The sequence below is a fragment of the Microseira wollei NIES-4236 genome (genome assembly GCF_020521235.1).
Lineage (GTDB): Bacteria > Cyanobacteriota > Cyanobacteriia > Cyanobacteriales > Aerosakkonemataceae > Microseira > Microseira wollei.
In genome coordinates this window covers 113,803-136,469 of the sequence record NZ_BLAY01000001.1, presented here as the reverse complement: position 1 = coordinate 136,469, position 22,667 = coordinate 113,803, and the positions used below count along the sequence as shown (strand labels likewise).

22 protein-coding genes and 2 pseudogenes are annotated in these 22,667 nt (G+C 44.8%); 12 read left to right on the top strand and 12 right to left on the bottom strand.

Annotated elements, in window-relative coordinates; all coding sequences use genetic code 11:
• Nucleotides 1–64: 64 nt before the first annotated feature.
• Nucleotides 65–1,456: a glycoside hydrolase 100 family protein gene (locus MiSe_RS00615; RefSeq protein WP_226572736.1), complete on the bottom strand. Its 1,392-nt coding sequence runs from the start codon at nt 1,454–1,456 to the stop codon at nt 65–67.
• Nucleotides 1,457–1,503: 47 nt separating this feature from the next.
• On the opposite strand from MiSe_RS00615, the gene MiSe_RS00610 reads away from it, so the two are divergent.
• A complete protein-coding gene (locus MiSe_RS00610; protein WP_226572734.1) occupies nt 1,504–1,842 on the top strand; it encodes a hypothetical protein in 339 nt (112 codons plus the stop codon).
• 130 nt (nt 1,843–1,972) lie between these two features.
• Here MiSe_RS00610 and MiSe_RS00605 read toward each other — a convergent pair whose 3' ends face one another.
• From MiSe_RS00605 to MiSe_RS00595, 3 genes are all read right to left on the bottom strand, one after another.
• Nucleotides 1,973–2,209, bottom strand: coding sequence for a 2Fe-2S iron-sulfur cluster-binding protein (locus tag MiSe_RS00605; RefSeq protein ID WP_226572732.1), 237 nt, complete (start codon nt 2,207–2,209; stop codon nt 1,973–1,975).
• A gap of 302 nt (nt 2,210–2,511) precedes the next feature.
• On the bottom strand, nt 2,512–3,984 hold the full coding sequence (gene cobQ / locus MiSe_RS00600) for a cobyric acid synthase CobQ (protein WP_226572726.1): 1,473 nt from the start codon (nt 3,982–3,984) through the stop codon (nt 2,512–2,514).
• An 84-nt stretch (nt 3,985–4,068) separates the two neighbouring features.
• Nucleotides 4,069–4,476 carry an Npun_F0494 family protein gene (locus tag MiSe_RS00595; protein ID WP_226572724.1) on the bottom strand — a complete coding sequence of 136 codons (408 nt, stop codon included), beginning with the start codon at nt 4,474–4,476 and terminating at the stop codon, nt 4,069–4,071.
• 165 nt (nt 4,477–4,641) lie between these two features.
• On the opposite strand from MiSe_RS00595, the gene MiSe_RS00590 reads away from it, so the two are divergent.
• Both MiSe_RS00590 and MiSe_RS00585 read left to right on the top strand, forming a co-directional pair.
• Complete coding sequence (locus MiSe_RS00590) at nt 4,642–5,079, top strand: peroxiredoxin (RefSeq protein WP_226572723.1); 438 nt, start codon at nt 4,642–4,644, stop codon at nt 5,077–5,079.
• A 629-nt stretch (nt 5,080–5,708) separates the two neighbouring features.
• A complete protein-coding gene (locus MiSe_RS00585; protein WP_226572721.1) occupies nt 5,709–8,480 on the top strand; it encodes a S8 family serine peptidase in 2,772 nt (923 codons plus the stop codon).
• Nucleotides 8,481–8,773: 293 nt separating this feature from the next.
• Here the strand turns inward: MiSe_RS00585 and MiSe_RS00580 are convergent, their stop codons facing one another.
• The 3 genes from MiSe_RS00580 to MiSe_RS00570 all read right to left on the bottom strand — a co-directional run bounded on the left by MiSe_RS00580 (nt 8,774) and on the right by MiSe_RS00570 (nt 11,596).
• Nucleotides 8,774–9,157, bottom strand: coding sequence for a hypothetical protein (locus tag MiSe_RS00580; RefSeq protein WP_226572719.1), 384 nt, complete (start codon nt 9,155–9,157; stop codon nt 8,774–8,776).
• Nucleotides 9,158–9,507: 350 nt separating this feature from the next.
• The gene (locus tag MiSe_RS00575) at nt 9,508–10,398 is read right to left on the bottom strand and encodes an ABC transporter permease (RefSeq protein ID WP_226572710.1); all 891 of its coding nucleotides are present in this window, start codon (nt 10,396–10,398) and stop codon (nt 9,508–9,510) included.
• 178 nt (nt 10,399–10,576) lie between these two features.
• Nucleotides 10,577–11,596, bottom strand: coding sequence for an ABC transporter ATP-binding protein (locus tag MiSe_RS00570; RefSeq protein ID WP_226572708.1), 1,020 nt, complete (start codon nt 11,594–11,596; stop codon nt 10,577–10,579).
• Between the two features lie 350 nt (nt 11,597–11,946).
• Between MiSe_RS00570 and MiSe_RS53560 the strand changes: the two genes are divergently transcribed.
• Entirely contained in the window at nt 11,947–12,162 is a 216-nt protein-coding gene (locus MiSe_RS53560; RefSeq protein ID WP_444980443.1) for a RelB antitoxin-like protein, read from the top strand.
• A 5-nt stretch (nt 12,163–12,167) separates the two neighbouring features.
• The gene (locus MiSe_RS00560) at nt 12,168–12,437 is read left to right on the top strand and encodes a type II toxin-antitoxin system RelE family toxin (RefSeq protein ID WP_226572705.1); all 270 of its coding nucleotides are present in this window, start codon (nt 12,168–12,170) and stop codon (nt 12,435–12,437) included.
• A gap of 427 nt (nt 12,438–12,864) precedes the next feature.
• On the opposite strand, the gene MiSe_RS00555 is transcribed toward MiSe_RS00560, so the two are convergent.
• The gene (locus tag MiSe_RS00555; protein WP_226572698.1) at nt 12,865–14,193 is read right to left on the bottom strand and encodes a radical SAM/SPASM domain-containing protein; all 1,329 of its coding nucleotides are present in this window, start codon (nt 14,191–14,193) and stop codon (nt 12,865–12,867) included.
• A gap of 48 nt (nt 14,194–14,241) precedes the next feature.
• Nucleotides 14,242–15,336 (bottom strand): glycosyltransferase family 4 protein, encoded by a 1,095-nt coding sequence (locus MiSe_RS00550; RefSeq protein ID WP_226572696.1) that lies wholly within the window; start codon nt 15,334–15,336, stop codon nt 14,242–14,244.
• Between the two features lie 245 nt (nt 15,337–15,581).
• On the opposite strand from MiSe_RS00550, the gene MiSe_RS00545 reads away from it, so the two are divergent.
• The 4 genes from MiSe_RS00545 (at nt 15,582) to MiSe_RS00535 (ending at nt 17,908) form a co-directional block, all read left to right on the top strand.
• Nucleotides 15,582–16,946 (top strand): helix-turn-helix domain-containing protein, encoded by a 1,365-nt coding sequence (locus tag MiSe_RS00545; RefSeq protein WP_226572933.1) that lies wholly within the window; start codon nt 15,582–15,584, stop codon nt 16,944–16,946.
• 333 nt (nt 16,947–17,279) lie between these two features.
• Entirely contained in the window at nt 17,280–17,471 is a 192-nt protein-coding gene (locus MiSe_RS53555) for a type II toxin-antitoxin system HicB family antitoxin (protein WP_444980442.1), read from the top strand.
• 12 nt (nt 17,472–17,483) lie between these two features.
• On the top strand, nt 17,484–17,684 hold the full coding sequence (locus MiSe_RS00540; RefSeq protein WP_226572695.1) for a type II toxin-antitoxin system HicB family antitoxin: 201 nt from the start codon (nt 17,484–17,486) through the stop codon (nt 17,682–17,684).
• Entirely contained in the window at nt 17,684–17,908 is a 225-nt protein-coding gene (locus tag MiSe_RS00535) for a type II toxin-antitoxin system HicA family toxin (protein ID WP_226572692.1), read from the top strand. Before MiSe_RS00540 ends, MiSe_RS00535 begins: the two co-directional genes overlap by 1 nt.
• Nucleotides 17,909–18,098: 190 nt before the next feature.
• On the opposite strand, the gene MiSe_RS00530 is transcribed toward MiSe_RS00535, so the two are convergent.
• Together MiSe_RS00530 and MiSe_RS00525 are read right to left on the bottom strand one after the other, a co-directional pair.
• Nucleotides 18,099–18,896 (bottom strand): DUF1838 family protein, encoded by a 798-nt coding sequence (locus MiSe_RS00530; protein WP_226572685.1) that lies wholly within the window; start codon nt 18,894–18,896, stop codon nt 18,099–18,101.
• A gap of 560 nt (nt 18,897–19,456) precedes the next feature.
• On the bottom strand, nt 19,457–20,446 hold the full coding sequence (locus MiSe_RS00525) for a Rieske 2Fe-2S domain-containing protein (RefSeq protein ID WP_226572683.1): 990 nt from the start codon (nt 20,444–20,446) through the stop codon (nt 19,457–19,459).
• Between the two features lie 192 nt (nt 20,447–20,638).
• Between MiSe_RS00525 and MiSe_RS00520 the strand changes: the two genes are divergently transcribed.
• From MiSe_RS00520 to MiSe_RS00510, 3 genes and pseudogenes are all read left to right on the top strand, one after another.
• Nucleotides 20,639–21,229, top strand: coding sequence for a TetR/AcrR family transcriptional regulator (locus tag MiSe_RS00520; RefSeq protein WP_226572681.1), 591 nt, complete (start codon nt 20,639–20,641; stop codon nt 21,227–21,229).
• Between the two features lie 56 nt (nt 21,230–21,285).
• Nucleotides 21,286–21,477 (top strand): annotated as a pseudogene (locus MiSe_RS00515) (LuxR C-terminal-related transcriptional regulator); the annotation flags it as partial.
• 12 nt (nt 21,478–21,489) lie between these two features.
• Nucleotides 21,490–21,588, top strand: a pseudogene (locus MiSe_RS00510) (phosphohydrolase); the annotation flags it as partial.
• Nucleotides 21,589–21,615: 27 nt separating this feature from the next.
• On the opposite strand, the gene MiSe_RS00505 reads toward MiSe_RS00510, so the two are convergent.
• Nucleotides 21,616–22,308: a PEP-CTERM sorting domain-containing protein gene (locus tag MiSe_RS00505; protein ID WP_226572677.1), complete on the bottom strand. Its 693-nt coding sequence runs from the start codon at nt 22,306–22,308 to the stop codon at nt 21,616–21,618.
• Nucleotides 22,309–22,667: the final 359 nt, after the last annotated feature.

Below are 22,667 nucleotides of genomic sequence, written 5' to 3'. Positions count from 1 at the left end.
GCCTTTGACATTGTTTTTTGCACAGGTCTATTAAACTTATGCTTGACAAATAGCAAAACTTATGCTATGTGGCAGTAAGTTCTTGAGGATATTCGTCGAAGCAAACTAATTTTAAGTGTTCGGGGTTTTCCATTAGCTCTAAAGCTAATAAATAACCCGCAATCGTCCAAGTTTGATAGCGACGCGCTTGTTTCCCCACCAATCGGGCTGTTTTACCGTCGTAGTATTCGGGCCATTCGTCTTTGCTTAAGCGTTTTTCAGCGAGTTTAATCGCTTTGTGAGCGAGTTCTGGTTTGCCCATTTTTTGAGTTGCGGCGGCGATCATCCACAGTAAAACGGGCCAACTGCCACCGTTATGATAAGACCAAGGTCTGTTTTTCGGATCGCATCCGGTTAGGGTTTTCCATTCGATGTCTTCCAAGGCTGGGAAACACAGCTTCATCGGCATATCTCCCACCAGATGATGCCAGCGGGCTTCGATTAGTCGCAAAATTCCGTGGGACTGCTTTTCATCCGACAAAGAAGAAATAATCGCCATCAAATTGCCTTGAGAAAAGAAGCGGCAATCGATCTGGGATGGCCCTATATTACCAGCTAAATAACCGCCGTCTTCGGGTAACCATTCGGTCAACCGTTGAAACGGAATCGAATCGGAATAGATATTAAACTGATTGAGTGCTTCCTCGCCATATTCCTCGACCTTGTAGCGATAGATCGCATTCAAACGCTGAGTATCTAGCCAATAATTCTCGCGAATATGACGAATTAAAGGATTCAGTCGGCTGCGGAGGGCGCGGATCAGGTATTCGTTTTCTTTATTTGGGATCAGTAGTTCCCCACCGGCGCGCAAAGCAGCATAAAATACCGATTGAATATCTAAAGGATGTCCGTATAGACCCATGCGACGGTCAATCATACTCGCGCCATCGGGGACTAGCAGCGTGGGGTACATATCAAACCGCGCCACTAGACACAAATCCATAATTAACCGAATTCCTTCTTGAAAATCTTCGCGGAAGGCTAGTTCGGTATCGTTGGTTGCCTTGACATATGCGCGCAACAAAATCATCCACCAAAGGCAGGAATCTACGGGGGCGACTCGCGCGATCGCATGTTCGCCAAAATCTGCTTTTAGACATTCTTGCCCTTGTCGAACCTCTACTTTAAAGCTGGCTGGCATCAGACCCCGACCCGGTTTTGAACAATCAAATTGCCGCTCTTTGGGTTGTAATTTTAACGTCTCTTCTAAAAAATTCCGGACAATCTCTGATTTTCCTTTAATTAGAAATACCAGCGCCGAAGAAACAAAGTCGCGAATAAAACACTGGTCGTAATTCAGTGCTATTAAATCCGGTTCGCGGGCGGCTACCGTTCCCACCGGACGACCTTGATAGTAAATAATCGAGTTTTCCAGCGCTTGCCATGCTTCTTGGACTAGAGATTGTTCTGTTCTCACTATTCTCCTCCTTTAGTAATAGGAACTGTTGACTTAAATGCAGATGAATGTATTATTCAACCACCAAAAGTGAGATATCGACCAATAAAAAAATTATCGGCTTGGTTATAGAGATTAATCTTTTTTCTGGCGATATTTCCCCGGAGGTATTGTTTAGGCATAACGGGTTTGCCGTGCTTGCTTTTATTAAAAACAAGCACAGAGGAAAAACGATTGGTTATGGGATTTCTGGAATGCTTGGGATCGCAGCAAGCACGGGCTTAAGGGCGTGGGGTCACGAGTTACGAGTCGCGGATTGTTGGTTATCCGTCATCGGTGACAATAAGCTTGCCTTTGACGGATCGCCGATGACAATTTACCTCTTTCCGCTTGACCGCTTCACCTAAAAACCCTCCTTATTGTTTCATCCCCCGCGATTTATCAGGTTGCTGACTATCTATATATAGCCTACCGAAGTACAAATCGTATCAGAACTTCACATAATTTTGTTTTTTTGAGCGGTCAATCTCAAACTGATTACCAAGTCGGATCGATGAACAGATTAACTGTCAACTGTTCCCTTCTGGATGGAACTGCCGTAATACAAGCACGGATAGCCGTTCCATCTTCTAGTTCCACAAGGCAGGCGTGACAGGAACCCATCAGACAACCAGTGGGAATGCAAACCCCAGCACGAAAAGCTACATCCAGTAGCGGCTCTCCCACTTCTGCCTCAACCGTGACATCATCCGGTAAAAAGCGAATTTTAGGCATTTTTACTTAATCTGTTCGTAATTGGTAATGGGTAATTGGTAATGGGTAATTGGTAATTGGTCATGAGGCAGGGAAAAGGGGAAAGGGGAAAGGGGAAAGGGAACCCCATAACTAAAGCTAGGGGCTTGAAACTGCGACACTGTATTTCTCGTACGAAGTATAAGGAAACACATCTTCAACTTTAATCCATGTTTAAAAACAGGGGCAAGTATCCCAAATCCCCTTCCCCCTTCCCCCTTCCCCGTTTTTGGTCAAACTCAAACTGCCCTGTGAAGACGCTATTACCCATTAGCGATTAGCCATTAGCTATTTGGCAAAATCGGCGTTAAATCGATGTAAGCTTCCACCTTATCTGCCAGTGCATCTAACATGGCTTCTCGCTGTTCGCGGTAATTGGAAATGCCTGTGGGTAAAGAATGAAGACCGCGTTGTTGGCGCAGGCGATTTAACCAGGCGCGTCGCCAGGGGCCATTATCAAAAATACCGTGGAGATAGGTACCCCAAATAAATTGACCGGAGTCAACCACACCTAAAGTCGGATCGTCGAACAAAGGTAGAGTGCCATCAAGTTCGGTAATTCGGGTTCGACCTTGATGAATTTCATATCCGGTGACGGGTAAACCTGGTTGGGGATAGTTAGAAGTTACTTGGCGCTGACGTGCAACGCGCTGGGGTGTCATCACGGTTTTGGTGGGTAAGAATCCTAGCCCTTCGCTGCGTCCTTCTTGACCTTCAATGCCCTCTGGATCGGCGACCAATTGACCGAGCATTTGGAAACCACCGCAGATGCCTAAAACAGTACCGCCTGCCGCGACATAGTCTTTCAGGGTATCTGCCATCCCTGTTTGGTGCAGCACGATCAAATCGGCGATCGTGGTTTTGGAACCGGGGATAATCACCGCATCTGGATAGCCTAAAGATTGTTTAGGGCTGACGTATTTCAGGTTAACGCTGGGTTCTGCTTCCAAGGGGTCAAAATCGGTAAAGTTGGAAATCCTTGGTAGGCGGATCACGGCAATGTTAACGTCGCCAGAGGGATTGCGATCGCGCCGCTCAAACAAATCCAGCGAGTCTTCGGCGGGGAAGATTTGGTCAATCCAGGGAATAACGCCAATTACTGGAATGCCGGTGTGTTCTTCTAACCAGCGGATACCCGGATCGAGCAGACTTTTATGCCCGCGAAACTTATTGATGGCGATACCTTTAATCAAGTTGCGTTCTGCGGGTTCCAACAATTCTAAAGTGCCGATGACGTGAGCGAAGGCGCCGCCCCGGTCAATATCCACTACCAAGATCGTGGGGGCATTGAGATGGCGAGCCACCCTCATATTCGTCAAATCGCGGTGTTTTAAGTTAATTTCTGCCGGACTCCCCGCCCCCTCGCAGACGAGCAGGTCGAATTCTGCCCCCAACGCTTGCAGCGATTCGGTAATCGCCTGCCAGCCTACGTCAAAATATTGTTCGTAGTATTCTAGGGCGCTGGCTCTGGTCACTGGTTTACCCTTGATAATTAGCAGGGAAGTCATGTCGCCTTGGGGCTTGAGTAAAATCGGGTTCATTTCCACAGAAGGGACGACTCCAGATGCCCAAGCTTGCACCGCTTGAGCGTGACCAATTTCCCCACCGCTAGCCGTGACGTAAGCATTGAGAGCCATATTTTGCCCTTTAAACGGGGCGACGCGCCAGCCACGCCGCACCAAAATGCGACAAATGGCAGTAGTCAGGAGCGATTTTCCAGCGTGGGACGTAGTCCCCACCACCATAATTGCTTTCATAAGAAATTCGTTTGTAACGAGCTTGAGGGGCTGATTGAGAACGAGCAATGACCCATTACCAATGAGCCATTACCGATTACCGATTCAGAATATTCGTAGCCAGCGACTTAAGGCATTGTAGATGCGATCGCGCCAAGTCGGGGGCGGCACGACAAGCCCTTGCGCCTGCCATTGTTCTATTATCTGATGTCCCAGAGGCGTTAGGCGAAAACTATCTGTAATTCCCTGTCCATCAACTTCTCGCCGCAGCACACCTACTTGAATCAGCCACATCAAGGCATTTTCAGCTGCCAACTCGGATAGGGGGCTAAGGGTGTATTGAAGATTAGCACCTTTTGTGGATGCAATCGCCCCCATATCGACACTTTGCCGACCCATGGTCGCAAATAACGGCATCTGAAACGGAGAACAGCGCAGCGCTCTGCTGGCGCGTTCTATGGTTTTTTTGGGATAAGTTAGGGATTTAGCTTCTTGCGGTTTGGTTACAGTCATCAGATTTGTTACGCCAGTTTAGCCTGAAATCTTAGGGCTTCTTTGCTCTTATATTAAGCATTTTTTGCTGCTAGAGATAGTAGCCAACTCCTGCCACCAGCAGATGACAAACAAGAACTGGGGTAAAATGTAAAGAAATCTAAAGCTAACAGGACAATATTAGCTATGGCTTTATCGGTTGGTACAACAGCACCGGCATTTACCGCCAAAGACACGGACGGCAACACCGTCTCCTTGTCTGACTTTGCCGGTAAAACCGTTGTTTTGTATTTCTATCCCAAGGACGATACACCAGGCTGCACTAAAGAAGCCCAAAGCTTCCGGGATTCCTACCCGGAATTTCAAGGTAAAGACATGGTGGTGCTGGGCGTTAGCATGGACGACGAAGCCTCCCACAAGAAATTTACCGAAAAGTACGGTTTACCCTTTCAGCTGGTAGCCGACACCGACGGTGCGATTACCAAAGCCTACGATGTGGATGGCGGCGGCTATGCTAAGCGCGTCACCTTCATCATCGACGGCAGTGGCAAGATTGTTCATGTGTTTAACACTGTTAAAACCGATACCCACGCTCAGGATGTGCTGGCAGCTGTGGGCGCATAAGTGAGCTAAGATAGCGCGCGCACAAATACAACTGTACGTTCTGACATCCAACACGCAGTTTGCTACAAGCAAGGCGTGTTTTCTTTTGTTTTAATATCAACAAAACTTACGCAAATCACTACGCAAAGAAACCGGGTTTCTCTGAAAAATCCTTGGGAAACGAAACGAGATATCGCAGCAAGAAACCGGGTTTCTAGGCTTCTCCTGCCTAAGTCCTAATCAAATCCCTCTGGGTCGCAATGCCAGCAGAGACGATATCAGGAATTACGTTCTTCGGAGGCCATCACGTTTGTTTCTTCGTAAATCTCTGGTTGACAAATCAACTATTTTTCCTAGAAACCCGGTTTCTTGGCGTAAGTCCTGTTAAAGTATCAATCTCGCTGATTTATTAGTTTTTTTTATAAAAACTTAAAAATAAAGTTTCGATGAAGAGTTTGTGTAATTTTCATAAATTCTGCGTCTAAACACTGGCATTAAATAGAAAGTTACATCTATTATTTGAGTACAATTCCGAGGTGATTTCCCAGGATATTAGGCGTAAATAAAACGCCAGCAAGAAACCCGGTTTCTTAGAGAAACCGGGTTGCTTAGGATACCCAGTTTTTTCATTAAGTTTAAGCAAACCAATCATGAGTTTATTAATTTCAAACCGGATCGATTCCAACTTGCTGAAATTGGCGGAATCGAGCGCCCCAAATCCCGGCATGAGAACAGCCGCCGCCGCTCAAAGTGCGTCAGGTTTGAGCGATTTCCTGGTGGTCGATCAGAATCAGCAAAGAGTCGCTGTCAGAATCACGGCTCATAATCCTAACGGCTTGCTGCCCAGTCTGACACCCTTGGGCTTGCAAGTATCGACAGTAGATCAAAACCGCCATTTTGTGGAAGGCTGGTTACCGATTGCCAATATTTCAGGGTTGCAGTCCCAGATGGATTCCCTCGTCGGACAAGGGCTAATGGGAGTGCTGTCTGTTCCCCGTCCCATGGGTAGTGCCGGTCCTGCCCTCAGCCAAGCAGATTTTATACACCAAAGCGATCGCGTCCGGACTGCCTTACCCCAAGGCTATGACGGCACAGGGGTAAAGATTGGCGTCATCAGCGATAGCCATGACGTTGTAGATGCGTTTGCAATACCAGGCTTTGCAACACTCCAGCAGAATATTGCCAATGGCGAACTGCCCGCCAGCATTGAGGTGATTGACCCGGGGTTTACCTTTAATGCTGCACAGCCTGATGAAGGTCGCGCCATGATGCAACTGATCCACGACCTGGCTCCGGGTGCTTCCCTTGCCTTTGCCACAGGAAACAAATCCAGAATCACAGGCGAGTTCGGTCCTAGCCTCATGGCTGATAACATTCGCGCGCTGGCGAATGCTGGGGCAGACATAATTGTGGATGATATTGTTTGGTTGAACGATCCGTTTTTTCAAGATGGCGTCGTCGCCGCTGCGGTAAATGAGGTGGTGACCCAGAAGGGGGTGGCTTACTTTTCGGCAGCGACGAATTTCGGTAATACCGCTTACGACTCCAAGCAGATTAACTTTGTCTCCACCCCAACCACTGGCAACCAAGATTTTGATACTTTGTTGCCATTCTTCGGCGAATTGTTCTACAACAATCAGCAGCCCCAGTTTTATGACTTCGATCCCGGTTCGGGTGTAGACGTTCTCCAGCGAATCAAGCTACCTGCGGGTTTCTCGTTGCTTTGTTTGCAATGGGACGACCCCTTCTTCACAACCAATGGAGTTGATACGGATTTAGACGTTTTTCTGTTGGACGCTGCTACAAAATCTTTAGTCGCGTCTGTGGATGACAGCACCTTGTCGCAATCTCCATTTACCTTTTTATTTAACATTAACTCCACAGGGGAGACGGCAGAGTACGATCTGCTGATCGCGTTACGCCCCGGTACCCAAGCACCGGGACGGATCAAATATCTGCCGCTTGCCGGTCTTCCACCCGGTGAAAAGGTAGTGCAGGAATATGCCACCAACAGTCCCACCATTTTCGGGAATCCAGCTGCAGTCAATAGCTTTACGGTAGCAGCCACGGACTATTTCGCTCAAGAAGAACCCGCGTTGTTCACCTCTGCTGGTCCAGTGGAGATTCTGTTTAACCCGGATGGCACCCGCAAGGCAACGCCAGAAATCCGCCAGAAACCCACAGCCGCCGCCGTGCAACGCACCAACACTAGCTTCTTTGGGGATTTAGATCCCCTCACCCGCGATCCGGAGGGCGATGGCTTCCCCAACTTCTCCGGCACTTCTGCGTCTGCCCCTCATGCGGCTGCCATTGCCGCTTTGGTGAAACAAGCCAACCCCAATTTCACCCCCCAGCAAATTTATGACCGCCTGACCTCAACGGCAAAAGATATCGGCGCACCGGGTTATGACAACCTGACTGGATACGGACTGATCGACGCTTACCGAGCCGTATTCGGCCCTCCCGTCCCCGCCAAACTCAATTTCATCGAAAACTTTGAAGATGGCGACTTGCCCCGTGCCTTTGAAACCAATTCTACCGGAGCCGGACGGATTCAGGTGACGACGGAGAATAATGCCATTGTCACGCGCCAGTTGCGGCTAGACAGTGCGGGCAATGGCATCTCTAAAGCGGTCTACGATGTCTTGTTAGATGAGCAGCGAAATTCCCTCAACGAAGCCATCCTGCACATTGATGGCACAAGCGCGAATAGGGTAGAACTCAGCTTTGTCGTTAAGGAGACAAACAGCGATACCGATAATCCCATGCCGGAAACCTTCAAGGGTTCGGTGAATGCGGATGGGGTTGCCCTCAGCGTCGATGGCGTTAACTGGTACCGTCTGGTCAGCTTAACTGGAAACAACGCCACGAAGAAGTTTCAACCCTACACCTTCAACCTCAGCGAGTTCGCCCAATCAAAGGGTTTGACCTTGGGTTGCGATGTGCGAATTAAGTTCCAGCAGTTCTCGAATTCGTTAGAAACGACCGACGGTATTGCGTTCGACAACATCGGTGTCACTCGTCCGGGCAGGATTATCCAGGGAAAACCCGGTCGGGAAACCCTGGTGGGAACCGATGGTAGCGACACTTTCATTGGCTCTCAAGGTCGGGATATCCTCACGGGTGGGTTTGGCAATGACGTGTTTCGTTACAGACGCCTTGCCGACAAAGGCGACACGATTACTGATTTTGTTGTGGGTAGCGACAAAATTGACCTAACTAACGTGCTTGACGATATTGGCTACCGGGGAACGAATCCCATTGCTTCAGGGCACGTCCGCTTTCAGGAGAGGGGTTTAGACACGATCTTAACCATCGATCGCAATGGCTTTAGCGGTAACAATAGCGGTGTGTCGTTCTTAACCGTTCTGGGGGTGAGTGTAGCTCAGTTCAACGATCCGAGCAACTTCATTTTCGGCTAAGCGATCCAGGACTTATATCAAATCCTTAGGCATCGGAATGATCGGCCTTTCTTGGTAATTGGTAATTGCTAATTGCTAATTGCTAATTGCCCCTACAGGTCGTAATTCCTTAGCAACGGTCAACGATATTACGCAAGGGCGTTGCCAGAAACAAAGGTGAAGAGTCGTTCGCGCAGCGGAAGGGAGGCATATCTCGAGTTTCCTTTCCCAACGATTTTTCGGAGAAACCGGGTTTCTTTGCCTGAGGGGGAAGAGGGAGATTGCAGCTAAGAGAGCGTCCTCCCATCTGGGCGTCAGTTACCCGACTGGGGTGGTGCGATCGCCTCTCCCCCAGTCACAGGGACTACCCCATTCGGAGACTGAAGCCGTTGTTGTTGTTGTTTGCGAAATTCCGCCGCAGCAGCATCGAGACTTTCCTGCTGTTCTTCACTAAATTCACCCAGACTGCGCGTAGGGCCGAGATTAGCCCGATGTATCATATTGAACACGTCGAAAGCCCCATCGGCGCCGTCTCCTTTGCCAGAAAACGGATCGCGGTTACTTTCTGGGTTTTGCCAGTCTTGCAGGGGCTGGGCATCTGTGAATTGTGCCCAGGTTGGTTGAGGCAGCACAATTGATGCGATCGCAGTTCCCGCTAAAAAGCTCAGCGCTAACTTGGTAAATAATTTTACATACATCGCGGTTTACTCCTCACAAATAGAGAAGGCTATAGTTAAGCTTACATCTTGGACAAGAAGCGTTGAAATTTATTTCAAGCTGTAGGGAAAATTTGAGAATCTTTGGGTAGAAATCAAAAGTAGGGAACATTTTACAATCTTTGGGGAGAAATCAAAAGTTATCTACGCCGTGCCTTGAAATTTATTTCAAAGTGTAGGGAACCTTTGAGAATCTTTGGGGAGAAATCAAAAGTTATCTACGCCGTGCCCTTGAAATTTATTTCAAACTGTAGGGAACATTTCACAATTTTTGGGGAGAAATCAAAAGTTATCTACGCCGTGCCCCTACTGATTTGCAGGGTTGTGGTAATTTAAGCAAAAGATCGACGCAACAGGGGTTGAATGCTCAGCAAAGCCACCAGATCCAGCACCAACAATATTAATAGCGCCCCGCCTAAAGAAACAGTACCCCAAGGAGCCTGCATTACTACACTGCTAAATGCCCAACTGTTATGAAGATAAACATAACGAATCGGCTCAATTGCGTAACTCAGTGGATTGAGAGTAGCAATTGTTTGCAACCAATTGGGCATAAAAGAAAGAGGAGCAAGGGCAGTACTGGCAAATAACAAAGGCAAGTTAGTCACAAAAATTACCGCCAGTAATTCAATGTGACCAGGAAGGGCAAAAGCTAACCCCAAACTTAAAGCAGTTACCCCTACAACCAGCAACAAAACAATCAGCGCCATCAAACCCAAACCAATCGGATCTGGCAATCCCACACCAAGCATAGCACTCGCTGCGACGATCGCTGCCGTTTGAATGCCGCTGAGGGTAACGATAAAGATAGCCGAAGCGAAAACAATCGAAAACCGCGACGCTAGAGGCGCAACCAACAAGCGATTGAGAAAGCCAAATTCCCGGTCAAACATCACCGGCAACCCAGCATTCAGCGCCCCACTAAAAGCGGTAAAAACAATTATCCCAGCTATGAGAAATTGTCCGTAATCGACACTATTTCCAAACATCCCTTTCGGGGCATTCTGAAACAGCGCCCCGAACAAAACTAACCAAATTAGAGGTTGAATCACCCCAGCAATTAAAGTTGAAGGTCGCCGCTGGAGTTGAATAAACAAGCGACGAGTTAAAGCCAAAGTTTCTTGCACCAACTCCCCAAAAAAACTCGGTGCAGCCACATCAGATTGAGTCGCAGACTCTGGCTGCCACTTAATCTCAGATGGAGAAGAATTCGTAGTAGTCATCTTTCTTTTCCTTCGCGTTCTTCGCGTCTTCGCGGTTTAAAATAAATCTCTGCAAAAACTCTTGTGGGGTGGGCGTCTCGCCTGCCTTCGACTTTATTTTCTCGACCTTCGACTTTATTTTCTGGAGAGGTCTAAGAGATCTAGGGCAGGCAGGATGCCTACCCCACAATTGAGTAGGCTATCTCATATTTTGCTTTTTCTCAGCCTTGGGATCGCGAGTACCCACGGCGGCGAGTTCCGCATCCATTAGCGTTTTACCCGTTGCTGCCAGGTAGACATCATCTAAACTAGGACGAGATTGGGCAATACCGAAAGTAGGTAATCCAGCATCGCGGAGAGATTGCTGAATGGTTAAAAGGGCGTCGCTTTGAGATTTTACGACTAAGTTTAGCGAGTTACCTTGGGCGGTGTTGAGGATGACTTCTTGGACGAAAGGTAGCGCTTGCAGCATGTCTTTAGCTTTTGCGGCTTCTTCCGGGGGGGTGAATTCGCGGATGCGGAGGGTGATGCGATCGCCTCCCACCCGATCTTTTAACTCCGAAGGCGTCCCAGAAGCAATAACCACGCCTTTATCAATAATTGCCACTCTATCAGCCAAAGCGTCGATTTCCTCTAAATAATGGCTCGTCATCAACACGGTAATACCAGAATCCCGCAACTGGCGCAAGACATTCCACATCACGACGCGACTTTCGATATCTAACCCTACCGTGGGTTCGTCCAAAACCAACACATCGGGTTTGTGCAACAATCCTGCGGCTAAATCTATCCTACGGCGGATGCCACCGGAATAAGTGCCGGTTTTTTTATCCGCCCATTCTGCCAATCCCAGCAATTTCAGCATCGCGTTAATCCGATCTTTCGCGACAGCGCCGGGAAGGTGGTAGAGTGCGGCTTGCAGTTGGAGGAGTTCTCGCCCGGTGAGTATTTTATCGATGGCGACTTCTTGGGCGACGTAACCGAGTCGCTGACGGACTGCTTTCGGATTGGCGGTGACGGAGATACCGGAGACTTCGAGTTTGCCAGCATCTGGGGCGGCGAGGGTACACAGACAGCGGATGGTAGTAGTTTTACCAGCGCCGTTGGGGCCAAGCAAGCCGAAAATCTCGCCCGCTTCTACTTGGAAGGATACGTCTTTGACGGCTTCGACGTTGCCGTAGCGTTTCTGGAGTTTTTCGATTAATACGGCAGCAGCCATGATTTTGTTATGGTTGAGGTTGCGATACAAATCTATACAATCTTTTCTTTTATTCTAAGACGACCTAGACGCTGTGGTTGAAAGCGGATTCCCCAGATTCCCCAGGTTGAAACCAGATGTCCGCAAGGCAAGGACTGTTTGGGGTGTGCGATCGCGCTTTTTTCAGTAAGGGAGAAGGTTCTGTCGCCATCAGTTGGTGCTTAGTGGATGAAGATGACGATTATGCCAATGCTATGGTATTTGCTACCTTATGCGATCGTCTGCGGCACGTTTCGAGATCTCTTTGCCCCTTCGACTACTCTGTTGATAAGCTAGAATCGATAAACGTTTTTTTGTCTGACATAAAAACAATGCTAAATATTGAATATCTTACGAACAAAGACGGAGATGCGATCGCTGTGGTAATTCCTATTGACCTATGGCGACAACTGTTACCCAGTGAAAATGCTTCCTTTGAGGAACTTCAAGACGCGGTAGAAGACTATTGCCTGAACAAAGCAATGGATGAAGCTGTTAATACACCCTTGTTAGATCGAGCGCAAGCCTTAGCCTATCTTGAGGAATAATTATCTTGGAAGTTCAATATCGTCAGGCTTTTCTAAAAGACCTGAAACAATTGAAGAGTTCGACATCATTCCAACGCATCTACGAATTTGCTTTTACAACTCTAGAAGCAATCAACACTTTGGAGGAGATTCCTGACATTAAAGCCATGCGAGGTTACGCTGGTCGCTATCGCATTCGCATCGGCGATTACCGTATTGGGATAGAAGTTAACGGAGATGTTATAGAAGTGATGCGCGTTTTACATCGGAGAGAATTTTATCGTTATTTTCCCTAACCATAAGGAATCAAGATTCGTAAAGGAAAAACGCGATCGCTGTTTGTTTTGGTGGTGCGATCGCGTAAGCGATGCGTAGCATTATCGCTCTTCACAAAAGCCTCACCGCCGATGAATGTTGGGTTTCGTCAATCAACCCAACCTATGGGAGAGACGCGATTGCACTCAATGGTTAAAGCATGAAAAGAAAACTTCTCAGTACAAATTATTGATAGTCACTTGCACTGAGAATACTAACTTTTATTTACAACCACATAGGTGGTTGACGCAAGAACAAGTTGCTTTCTTTACTTCCTCCTTGGTTGCTTGAGGAAGAGCAACACGACAGATGTCCGCCTCACTTTTTGCCGCTTGGATTTTTTTCATGAAAGACTCCTATGTTTAGATTTGGTTGAACATAACACTAGATTCGCTACAGACAAGGTTTTTACTTACCTACAATGATGTTGATATTTTGACCGCATTCTGTAGCATAACGATGCTGTAGGCGTTTATCTAGTCCTGAAAAAGGGAGTGTGCAGTCTTCACCTACAGTTCCTTCAATTCCCCGTAGTTTACGACACCCTCCCATGCACATAGGCATGAAGGTACATGACAAGCATTTATCTTCAAATGCTGCAATTGAATTCCACTGATTCAATTTTTCACCTTCCCACAGAATTGTGCCATCAATTCCCAAAAATCCTAAACGATCTTCTGTTTTGAATTTACCAACCGTGCATTTAAACACATCACCGTTATAATTGAGGACAAATTGATTAACTCTGTCAGCATAGCAATATGTAAGTTTGCCTGGTGACAAATCATTCATCGTAACGGTAAAACCTAAGCGACGAGCATACTCATAAATATCTTCCACAGTCGTAGCTACTTGTCGCTCTGGCATTGGGTCTAAAAACTTTCCATATTCTTCACCAAAGATACGTTCACAAACAATATTGAGGTTTGATCTCACATCTTCAGGAAATAGGTGCAGTAAGTCAGGAATCGTGTTTATATTAGCATCGTTGTAATTGATTCGCAGCTTAACACTAACCTCTGGATGCGTTTTTGCCAAGGAACAGATATTTGACATTACACGATCAAATGAGTCCCCACCTCCGCGTAAAACCCTCATTTGATTGTGGATTTTAGGAGGGCCATCCATTGTTATTTGATAGCTGTACAAGCCTAATTCAGTCAATTTTTGAGATCGTTCAGGACTGAGGAGATAACCATTGGTTGTTATATGAGAGGAAAAACTCACATTCGATTCTTGACAAAGATTGCGAGCCTTCTCTTGCACTCTCGCAACAGTATCATAGCTAAGAAGGGGTTCACCCCCAAACCAACTAATTAGCACTACCTTGAAACGGGGTATCATTTTTTCAAGCCAAGTGACAAGACGTTCCTCAACTTCATCACTCATTGCTGATTTTTGATGATCTTCATAGCAATATGGACATGCAAAGTTACAGTTCATATTTGGCATAATAATGACATCTAGCCTATTACTATCTCTAATGCCAAGCCTGCTTCGTTCTAGAACAACTGCAACTTCATCAAATTCATCGGAAACAAGGAAACCCTGCTCAGTCAATTCTTGAATTAGTTGATCCTCATTGCAACTGTCACCTGTGTAAAAAATGCGATCAACTTTTGCAATCGTCTCTTCGTCTAGAGCAAAAAATGCGCCAGTTAACGTGTTAAACAACAATGTCTCATTGGTAGGTTTGTAGTGAGTACGAAAGTTTAACTTAGAGGGCTTCATCATCATTTTTTACCTATTTTGTAACTTAAGTAAATTCAAAAGATTGAAAAAGTTTTATAAATTTAAAACTTTACTATAAACATTAATAAGTTCTTGGACAGATTTTTGCCATTGAAACTCTAGGCTTCTTTGTTTTCCTTTAAGAATGCGCTCCTTTGGACTGCTAAAGACTAACTCTTCAATTGCTTGTACCAAAGAATTTACATCATGAGGATTAAAATAAATTGGGGAAACTCCACCAACTTCTCGCAAAACTGGTATATCAGAACACACTACTGGAATTTCACACGCCATTGCTTCAAGTAGCGGTAAGCCAAAGCCTTCAGCCATTGTTGGGAAAATAAAACCATAGGCTGATAAGTAGATCGATATCAATTCTTCCAATTTTACAAATCCTAATAATTTAATCTGGGTTGGCAATTTGAACTTGTCTATTATTTCCATTTCTTCATCAAAGAAACTCCGCTCACTTCCAACGACTACAAGAATGAAGTTTTGATTTATTTTCGATATAGCAAAAGCTTTTAGCAGTAAAACAAAATTTTTATAATACCTTCTCCCTCCAACAAAAAGCAAAAAAGGCTTATCAATAAAAAACTTGTTTATATCTTTTTGTATTTTTTCATTCGCCAGGAGTCTTGCATTGTGAAAAACACTTGAAATGCCATGATGAATTACTGTAATCTGAGCAGGGCTGATTTCATAATGTTGTAGGAGATTCGCCTTGGTTGTATTGCTAACAGCAACTATATGAGCGGCTAGATTGATACAAGATTTTTTTCGTTTCATGAACTTTTGGAAATTAGCTTCATGAATGAAGTATTCTGAAAAATCTTCGTAAATTGTATCGTGAACTGTTAAAATTTGTTTCAACTCAATATTTTGTGGCAACGTGTAGTATGTGGAATGAAATAAATCGTACTCTTGTCTAGATTCCTCAGTAACTAAGGTTAAATATTTACCTAGTTCAGAGCTAGGAAAGTAGTTATTGTTTGCCACAGTCATTTCTAAACTCAATTTGCGCTCGGTCGAAATACCTAGATGAAGAATTACATTATTCCAATATGTAACTAATCCACCAAACCATTGAAGCGAGTAGACAATGCCATCTATAAAAACTCTTATATTGCTCATGTGAATACCACCCATTTTGAGTAGCTTTTAATGACGGCATGACTTTTTTACCGACTCTGAAGCTGCTTAAATTTACGCTTTAATATTTATGCTATTTTCCTTATAAATTAAAGGTTTGTCTAGCTCAAAAATGTTCAATTTTGTTGGCAATTTTGTCTGCCATTCAAACTCGCTGATTGAAAAATGTTGGAAAATGCCATAAAATGTTGGAAAATGTTAGGTATAATACGGAAAATCACGACACTTACCATCAATACTGCATGAATCTTAAAGAAGTGTTAAAAATGGCTGACCACATAGTGTTTGCCAAGACGGGTCAGCATCTTGATGATTTGCAAGAGGCGATTCTGCGGGGAACTATGCAAGGTGAGAAATACACCAAAATTGCTGAGGAGAGTCACTGTAATGAGAGTTATGTCAGGGATGTTGGCTCAAAATTATGGCGCATACTTTCAGAAGAGTTAGGTGAAGAGGTTAGTAAATCAAATTTTCGCTCGGCAATGGAGAGATGGCAAGTTTCAAATGTCTCCAATTTTGCAAAAGACGTTGTAGGGATTGGTATCTTTAACACCTGTGGAGAAGCTAGACACCCGCCAGATATACCAAACTCACACCCACATAATGAGGAAACATTCAACCCAAAACAAACTAAAACTTTACATCAAGATTTAAGCGAGATGCCGGAGTTGGGTGCTTTCTACCATCGCACTCCGGAACTCGAAACCCTCACCACCTGGATTTTACAACAACGCTGTCGCTTAATAGCCCTCACTGGCATCAGCGGTATCGGCAAAACAACACTAGCTGTGCAACTCGTTCAACAAATAAAAGATGAGTTTGAATATGTCATTTGGTGCAGTCTAGAATCATCTCCCACCCTAACAGAATTTCAAGATAAACTGATACAGTTTTTATCCCAATCAGAAAACCCAGATTTATCCAAAAATTTATCACTAATTAAATATTTACAAAAGCATCGCTGTTTAGTCGTATTAGATGACGTTCACAATCTTTTCAGTAGCGGCGAATTGGCAGGAAAGTATAAGGCGGGATACGAAGAATATCGCTCTTTTTTCAAACAGATAGAAAAATTATCCCATCAAAGTTGCTTTCTTTTAATCGGTTGGGAACAACCGAGAGAAGTTCCTCAAAGAGAAAGCCAAAACACTCCCATTCGTACCTTACAACTCACTGGTTTAGACACCGCTGCTGGATGGGAAATTCTGAGAGATAAAGGGTTAGGAGAAATCGATAATTATTCAGCACTCATTCACCGCTACCAAGGCAATCCGTTATGGTTAAAAAGCGTGGCGACTCAGATTATTGAGTTGGGAGGATGCGTGACTGAGTTCTTACCAAATGATACCATATTGTTGCCAGAAGATTTGAAAGATGTTTTACAGGAGCAGTGCGATCGCTTATCCGAAATCGAGAAACAAGTCCTCTCGTTGTTGGCTAAAGAAAGCTCACCAGTCAACCTGGCAAAATTGCTAGAAAATGGCACAATGTCAGCGTCAGATTTACTCAACGCGCTGCAATCTTTATCGCGGCGCTGCTTGATAGAACAACAAGGAAGTTTTTACGATCTGCCACCTGTACTGAGGCAATATATCAAAGGGTTATAACCGATCTTTTTTTGGATTGTAGGTTAGAAATGGTTGTGCTTTCTACGCTAAATTAGTGTCTATCTTCAGATATTGCACCTGTGCTTTGCGCCCGCCGTGGACTCAAGTCCAAAGGCTTTTAGCTAAAGTCCACTCAAGTGGGCTGTTGATGGTATTCCAGTCCACTTAAGTGGACTTTCGCTATTAGCCAGAGAATTTATTCTCTGGCGGGTGAGTGTCTGGTGCAAGATTTGATCTGCCAACAACCGTTCAAAGCGTTCGCGCGAGCGTTGCGGAGGCATATCGCACTTAAGTCATAATCAGTATAAAGGACAAACTCAAGCAAGATTAGCTCTGACTGAAATAGTCTTTATAGTTGAAACCGATCCAGACGGCGGCTATACCGCTAGGGCGCTAGGTGAATCGATTTTTACTCAAGCTGATGATATAGAAACCTTACGGGAAATGGTTTGCGATGCCGTTCGATGCCATTTTTACGATGAACAAAACCGTCCTAAAGTAATTCGTTACAATAGAAAAACTTAAGAGGAACTAGCTATGAAATGGCGCGTAATTCTAGAAGCAGATCCAGAAACAGGTGAATACGCAGTTTGGTGTCCAGAGTTACCTGGCTGCACTTCAGCAGGAGAAACTCAACAGGAAGCTTTAGAAAATATTCGTGAAGCAATTGAACTTTATTTACAACGCGATCCAATTGAGTTACCGCCAGATGCGATCGCACTGGAGGTTAGTGTTTAATGAGTAGTCGTATCCGTCGGATGACAGCTAGGGAAGTTGAAAGCATTTTGAGCCAATATGGATTTCAACTGATTTCCCAGAAAGGTAGTCATCGCAAATGGAGGAATGAATTGCTTGGACTTCAAGTAATTGTACCCGAACATCGAGGCAAAACCTTGCCTATCGGCACATTACGCAGTATCTTTCAAGGTGCAGAAATTCCTGAATCTGAATGGAGAACTTGACTTACAGCGCATTCCTTTCCGAGTGAGGGAAAGCCTTATGGCTTGGTTTGTGTAGCGGCAGCATTAATGCTGCCGCTACACAAACGAAGGTGTACCATCACGGGCTGCAATCTGCTGTAAAATCAGAGCGATCGCACCTAAGTCACAATCAGTATAAAGCACAAGCATCGTAATACAACCAACGCTAAAATCAACAAGTTTCTTCTATTGGGAAAACATCTCCCCTCAAGTAGGAATCAAAATGTTTCTTAAAATACAGCGTACTCGTCATGTTTGGTTCATCGCTTTCTGAAGGGGCGAATTCATAAATCGGTAGTTTTTCCCTGACAAGATTGACCAACTTTGGATGCAACTGCTCGAATAACTCTACCCTCGATATGGTTGTTTCAAACCTCAATCGTGCTGGATGACCATATCCTAACTTCATCCAAGGCATCCAGGGACAATCTCTCGCCCATTTAGCAGGTGGAACATCCGCAACACCGGGGCGGCAAATATGGGATGTAAAATACTCAACTCCCTGGAATTTTTCTCCGGGGCAATAGTCCGAGTATTGAGGATTTCCGGCTAAAGGATGCGGATATTCCAAGGGAATTTCTAGCACCGAGGTGAGATATGCTTGACCCCCAGGAATAATAAACTTCTTTTCTTTAACAGCACCTTGTACAATTCGGTTAGCAATATGGACGACAGGTACGGCTTGACTTGCTTGGGGCGGCTGCCAATAATGCAGAATTTCTTGCGTCAAAGGGTCGCAAAATAAACCGATTTCCCGATTGATCCGATACCCCACTTCGCCGGATTCGGAATCGGGTTTGATGAATACTTTGGTCGCATTCATGCCAATAATGGAGAATAATTTCTCTTTGGTCTTGTCTGGTGATTCTTGCCACCAAACTTCGCCCGCCCAATTGTAATAAAGCTGTAACCCATGATTTTTTCTGTAAAAATCTAGGTTACTCAATTCATAATCTTCTGAGATGTCCATAAATTTTGCTAATTGCTAATTGCTAATTGCTAATATAGCATTTTTCCTGATTGAGCCATTAGCCGCTATGCATGAGATAACTGGCAATTTGAGTTACTACTTGCACCACAAACTGACTTGTAGGTTGGGTTGAGCAGGAGTTACGCAGTGACTCTATATATAGTGGTTGCGGTGCCGTACTCTCGTCTAACGCACCCTACTTTTAGATTCTTTGCGTCAGTGCTGTTGAGGTACGAAACCCAACTATCCAAGCTTACCATGTTGGGTTTCGCGACCCTCAATTCAAACTAGGTGAAATAGACCTCTCCAAAAAAGAAACTCTTTGACTGCTCGTGTCGCCTATCCCACAAGAGATATGGTCGAAGTCTATTGATTATAGCGGGAAAGCGACTTGATAGAATACACTTTATTTTGCATAATTTAATAGCCCTTGTCTTGCGTTGCTCTGTTTGTGTAGCGGCAGCATTAATGCTGCCGCTACACAAACAAAGCCCCAAGGGCTGTATTCCACTAAGTCGCAAACTGCTATAAAAATTATCGCACGTACGGGAGAGCAGCAACTACCGAGATAAATTTGGTTCTACGACTGTGGGAAAACTATTAAAATTCCGCCTTACCCAATCCATTCCCACTTCATTGTTCAATTTTATCCCCTGTGGTGTATTGGCGTAAATCTTACTCAAAATATTTGCGTCTTGCTCTACGACCACATCAATCAACTTCAGCAAATTGCCTTTGAGCAAGTGTGCGATCGCCGAATGAGCTTTCATATACATCAACACAAATACGCGAGATTGATTCTCGGCTTCTGGAAGGTAAAAATGGCATTCCTTCAGGCTTAATAATTTATCCTCACCATGCAGCAATCCCATGAACGGGAAAAAGTTTTCTAGGTGTGCTTCCAGCACCTTTGGCATCGCCAGTTGACCAGGGTTTTTCAGAATGTCACGCCACTTAGGTTGCTTCCTCGGTTGTGACAAGTAAGCATGAGAATGTAGCCCTTCGTCGATAAACTTTTTCAGCTGCACTTCTGCGATTTCAAATAATTCTCGATGAGTGCCGTTTTGATGGTTGTAATCGTGCATATTCAACAGTAAACTCAGAATGTCTGTTGGCAGACTGCGTTCTCCCGTCACTCCAATAAACTCGTACTCTGCCGCAATTTCATTCATAATCGAGGGAATAGGAATTTTCTGTTCATATCCACCATAAGACCAAATAAAATCTCCCTGAACGATCAACTCTAATGGTTGCAAAAGCGATTTGGTTTGTTTATTGGAACCGGGCAGAACTGTGCAACCCGAACGATCGAATTCTAATCCATGAAAAGGACAGGCGATCCCACTACTACCATCGGGTTTATTCACACACCAACCCTCTGACAGCATTGCGCCCATATGAGGACAAGCATTCGGCAAGGCGCTAATCGTGCCATGACTGTCTTGCCAAAGCACATAATCGTTACCCAATAGAGAAACTTTCATCGGTTGATTCGGCTTCAGCATAGAACGATGTGCCAAGAGCCACGGTGAGCCTTGCAATTGCTTCATAACCGCAAAAATAAACTTACTGATTAATCAGTAAGTTTATCAAATATTTGTCAAGTTGTCAAGTAAAAGATTGAAAATAGTCAGTTTAACTAGCTTTTTGATACGATAGAAAGGCAAACAATGAGCTAAAATGCCGTGGTTCGACCCAGTAAGCGAGGAGCGAAATCAGTCCGCCCATTCCGAGATGCCCAGATGACACAACAGCAAATTTTGGATGCCGCAGAGCAAGAATTTTCACGGCATGGGTTAAACGGTGCGCGAATGAGTGCGATCGCTACTCGTGCTAAGGTAACAACGGCGACGCTTCACTACTATTTTGAGAACAAAGAAAGCTTGTATCGCGCAGTTTTACAACGTCCGGTAGATGAAGTCCAAACGAAGCTTGAGCAGTTGAATTTAGATGGGTTGTCTCCCGAAGAAGCGCTGAAGCAGATCGTTCGCCTTGCGATCGCAAACGAAGCTCAGAATCCTCAACGTCAAATGTTGTGGTTTCAAGAAGCAAGCCAAAATCAAGGAATTTATTTCAAAGAGTGCAACGTTTTAAGCTTACACGAACATCTGCTCAAGGTTTTAGAACAAGGTATCGCAGAAGGATGTTTTCGTCAGATGAAACCATTTTTGGCGCTGACTCATATTTTAAGTGTTTGCCTGTTTTACTTCACGGTGCATGAAAATTGGCGACATTTAACGCCAGATATAGATAGGCTTAGCCCAGAAATGATTGAAGAACATACAGAAGAAGCGATCGCATTTATTTTGGCAGGTGTAAAGCGATCTGATTGAAGAACACCAACAGACAATCTTCAGGTTACTGTCCCAACGACTAGAACGAAAAGTTGCCTATGATGGACTGTTTGACTAACCGAGGAATGGAAATTATCGAACTGGTAGCTCAGGGATTAAGCAATCGAGAAATTGCGCTCAAAATCAACATCAGTCGTGATGGGGTAAAACAGGCACTCAAACGTATATTTCGGAAGTTGAATGTATCTGCTCGGAGTGAAATGATTGCAAAGTTGAATATTAGGTGAGCTATTTTTGTGAAAGCGATCGCAGCATTACTCCACTATGCCATTGAAGACCAAGGCGGGGCAAAAACTCGTGAAGAAATTCGCCAAGGTTTCGGGGGCAGTGTCATCGCTGCCCTTTACATCTAGAAAACCTTGAGGTTATGTTCGCTTTCGGCGGGATCGGTTGTGGGAAAGTAAGGAAACAAAACCTGTACCAATCAAGGCAAGAGTGCTAGGTTCAGGAACGGAAGTGGGTTGAGATGAAGGAACTCCCAAGATCCGAACGGCAGAAGTCCTTCGCTCGTCAACAAAGGCTCCAGAACCAACAAAGTTAAATCCCCCAATAGTGACCAATTCTCCCCTGTAAGGTGGATTGGATATGTTCTCCAACAAAAAGCCACTATCAGAACCTTGGGGAGCAAACAAAGCAAAATAAACCCCAGGTTCTAGCAATAAGTTGAGAGCAACAGACTCATACGAGATGACCAGAGGATCGTTATCATGGGACAGAGTAAAATTTTTAATTGTATTGGATAGGTCAGGGACTCCATTTAGAGATGAATGAATTTGAACAGTAAACGGAAGGGTGTTGGGACAATCAGGCTGACCAAGGATAATCGTCCCGCAATTGTTAACAAACCCTCCAATTTCAGTGAGAATCGTAGGTTGTGTGAGAACAAACTCAGGGCCAACAAATTGAGTGGGCGAAATTGCCAAACCAGCGGAACCAAAGACACTGAACCGCGTGCTAGGAGTTGCTTGTCCCAAAGAATCCACAATTGTAATAGCCTTAGCTTCTTGTGGGATCGTCAGTCCCACCAGCACGAACATCATAGCAAGAAAATTTTTCATCGGAATCTCCTTTTTCAATGAGTCAATCCACCAGGGTTTTATGCACAACAGACTATTAAGTTGTGTAAAATAAACCAGAAACATCCTGGTTGTTGAGGCTGAGTAACAATATTAAAGGTTATATAATTCTGCCATCAACGACAAGCATTTCTGTACAATCTTTACCAAAAAAACACGCAGTAAAACACTGAAAAATGACCTGATACTGGGTAATATGTGAAACTTTTATTGCTTAATTTGAGTTCTTCTATTGACTCAGGAAATTAATTATTATTAAATAATACAAAGCTATAATGAAGGTTCAGTATTTATATGTAGTCACAAGTGGGAGCATGTCAAGTTTGCACGCGATCGCTATC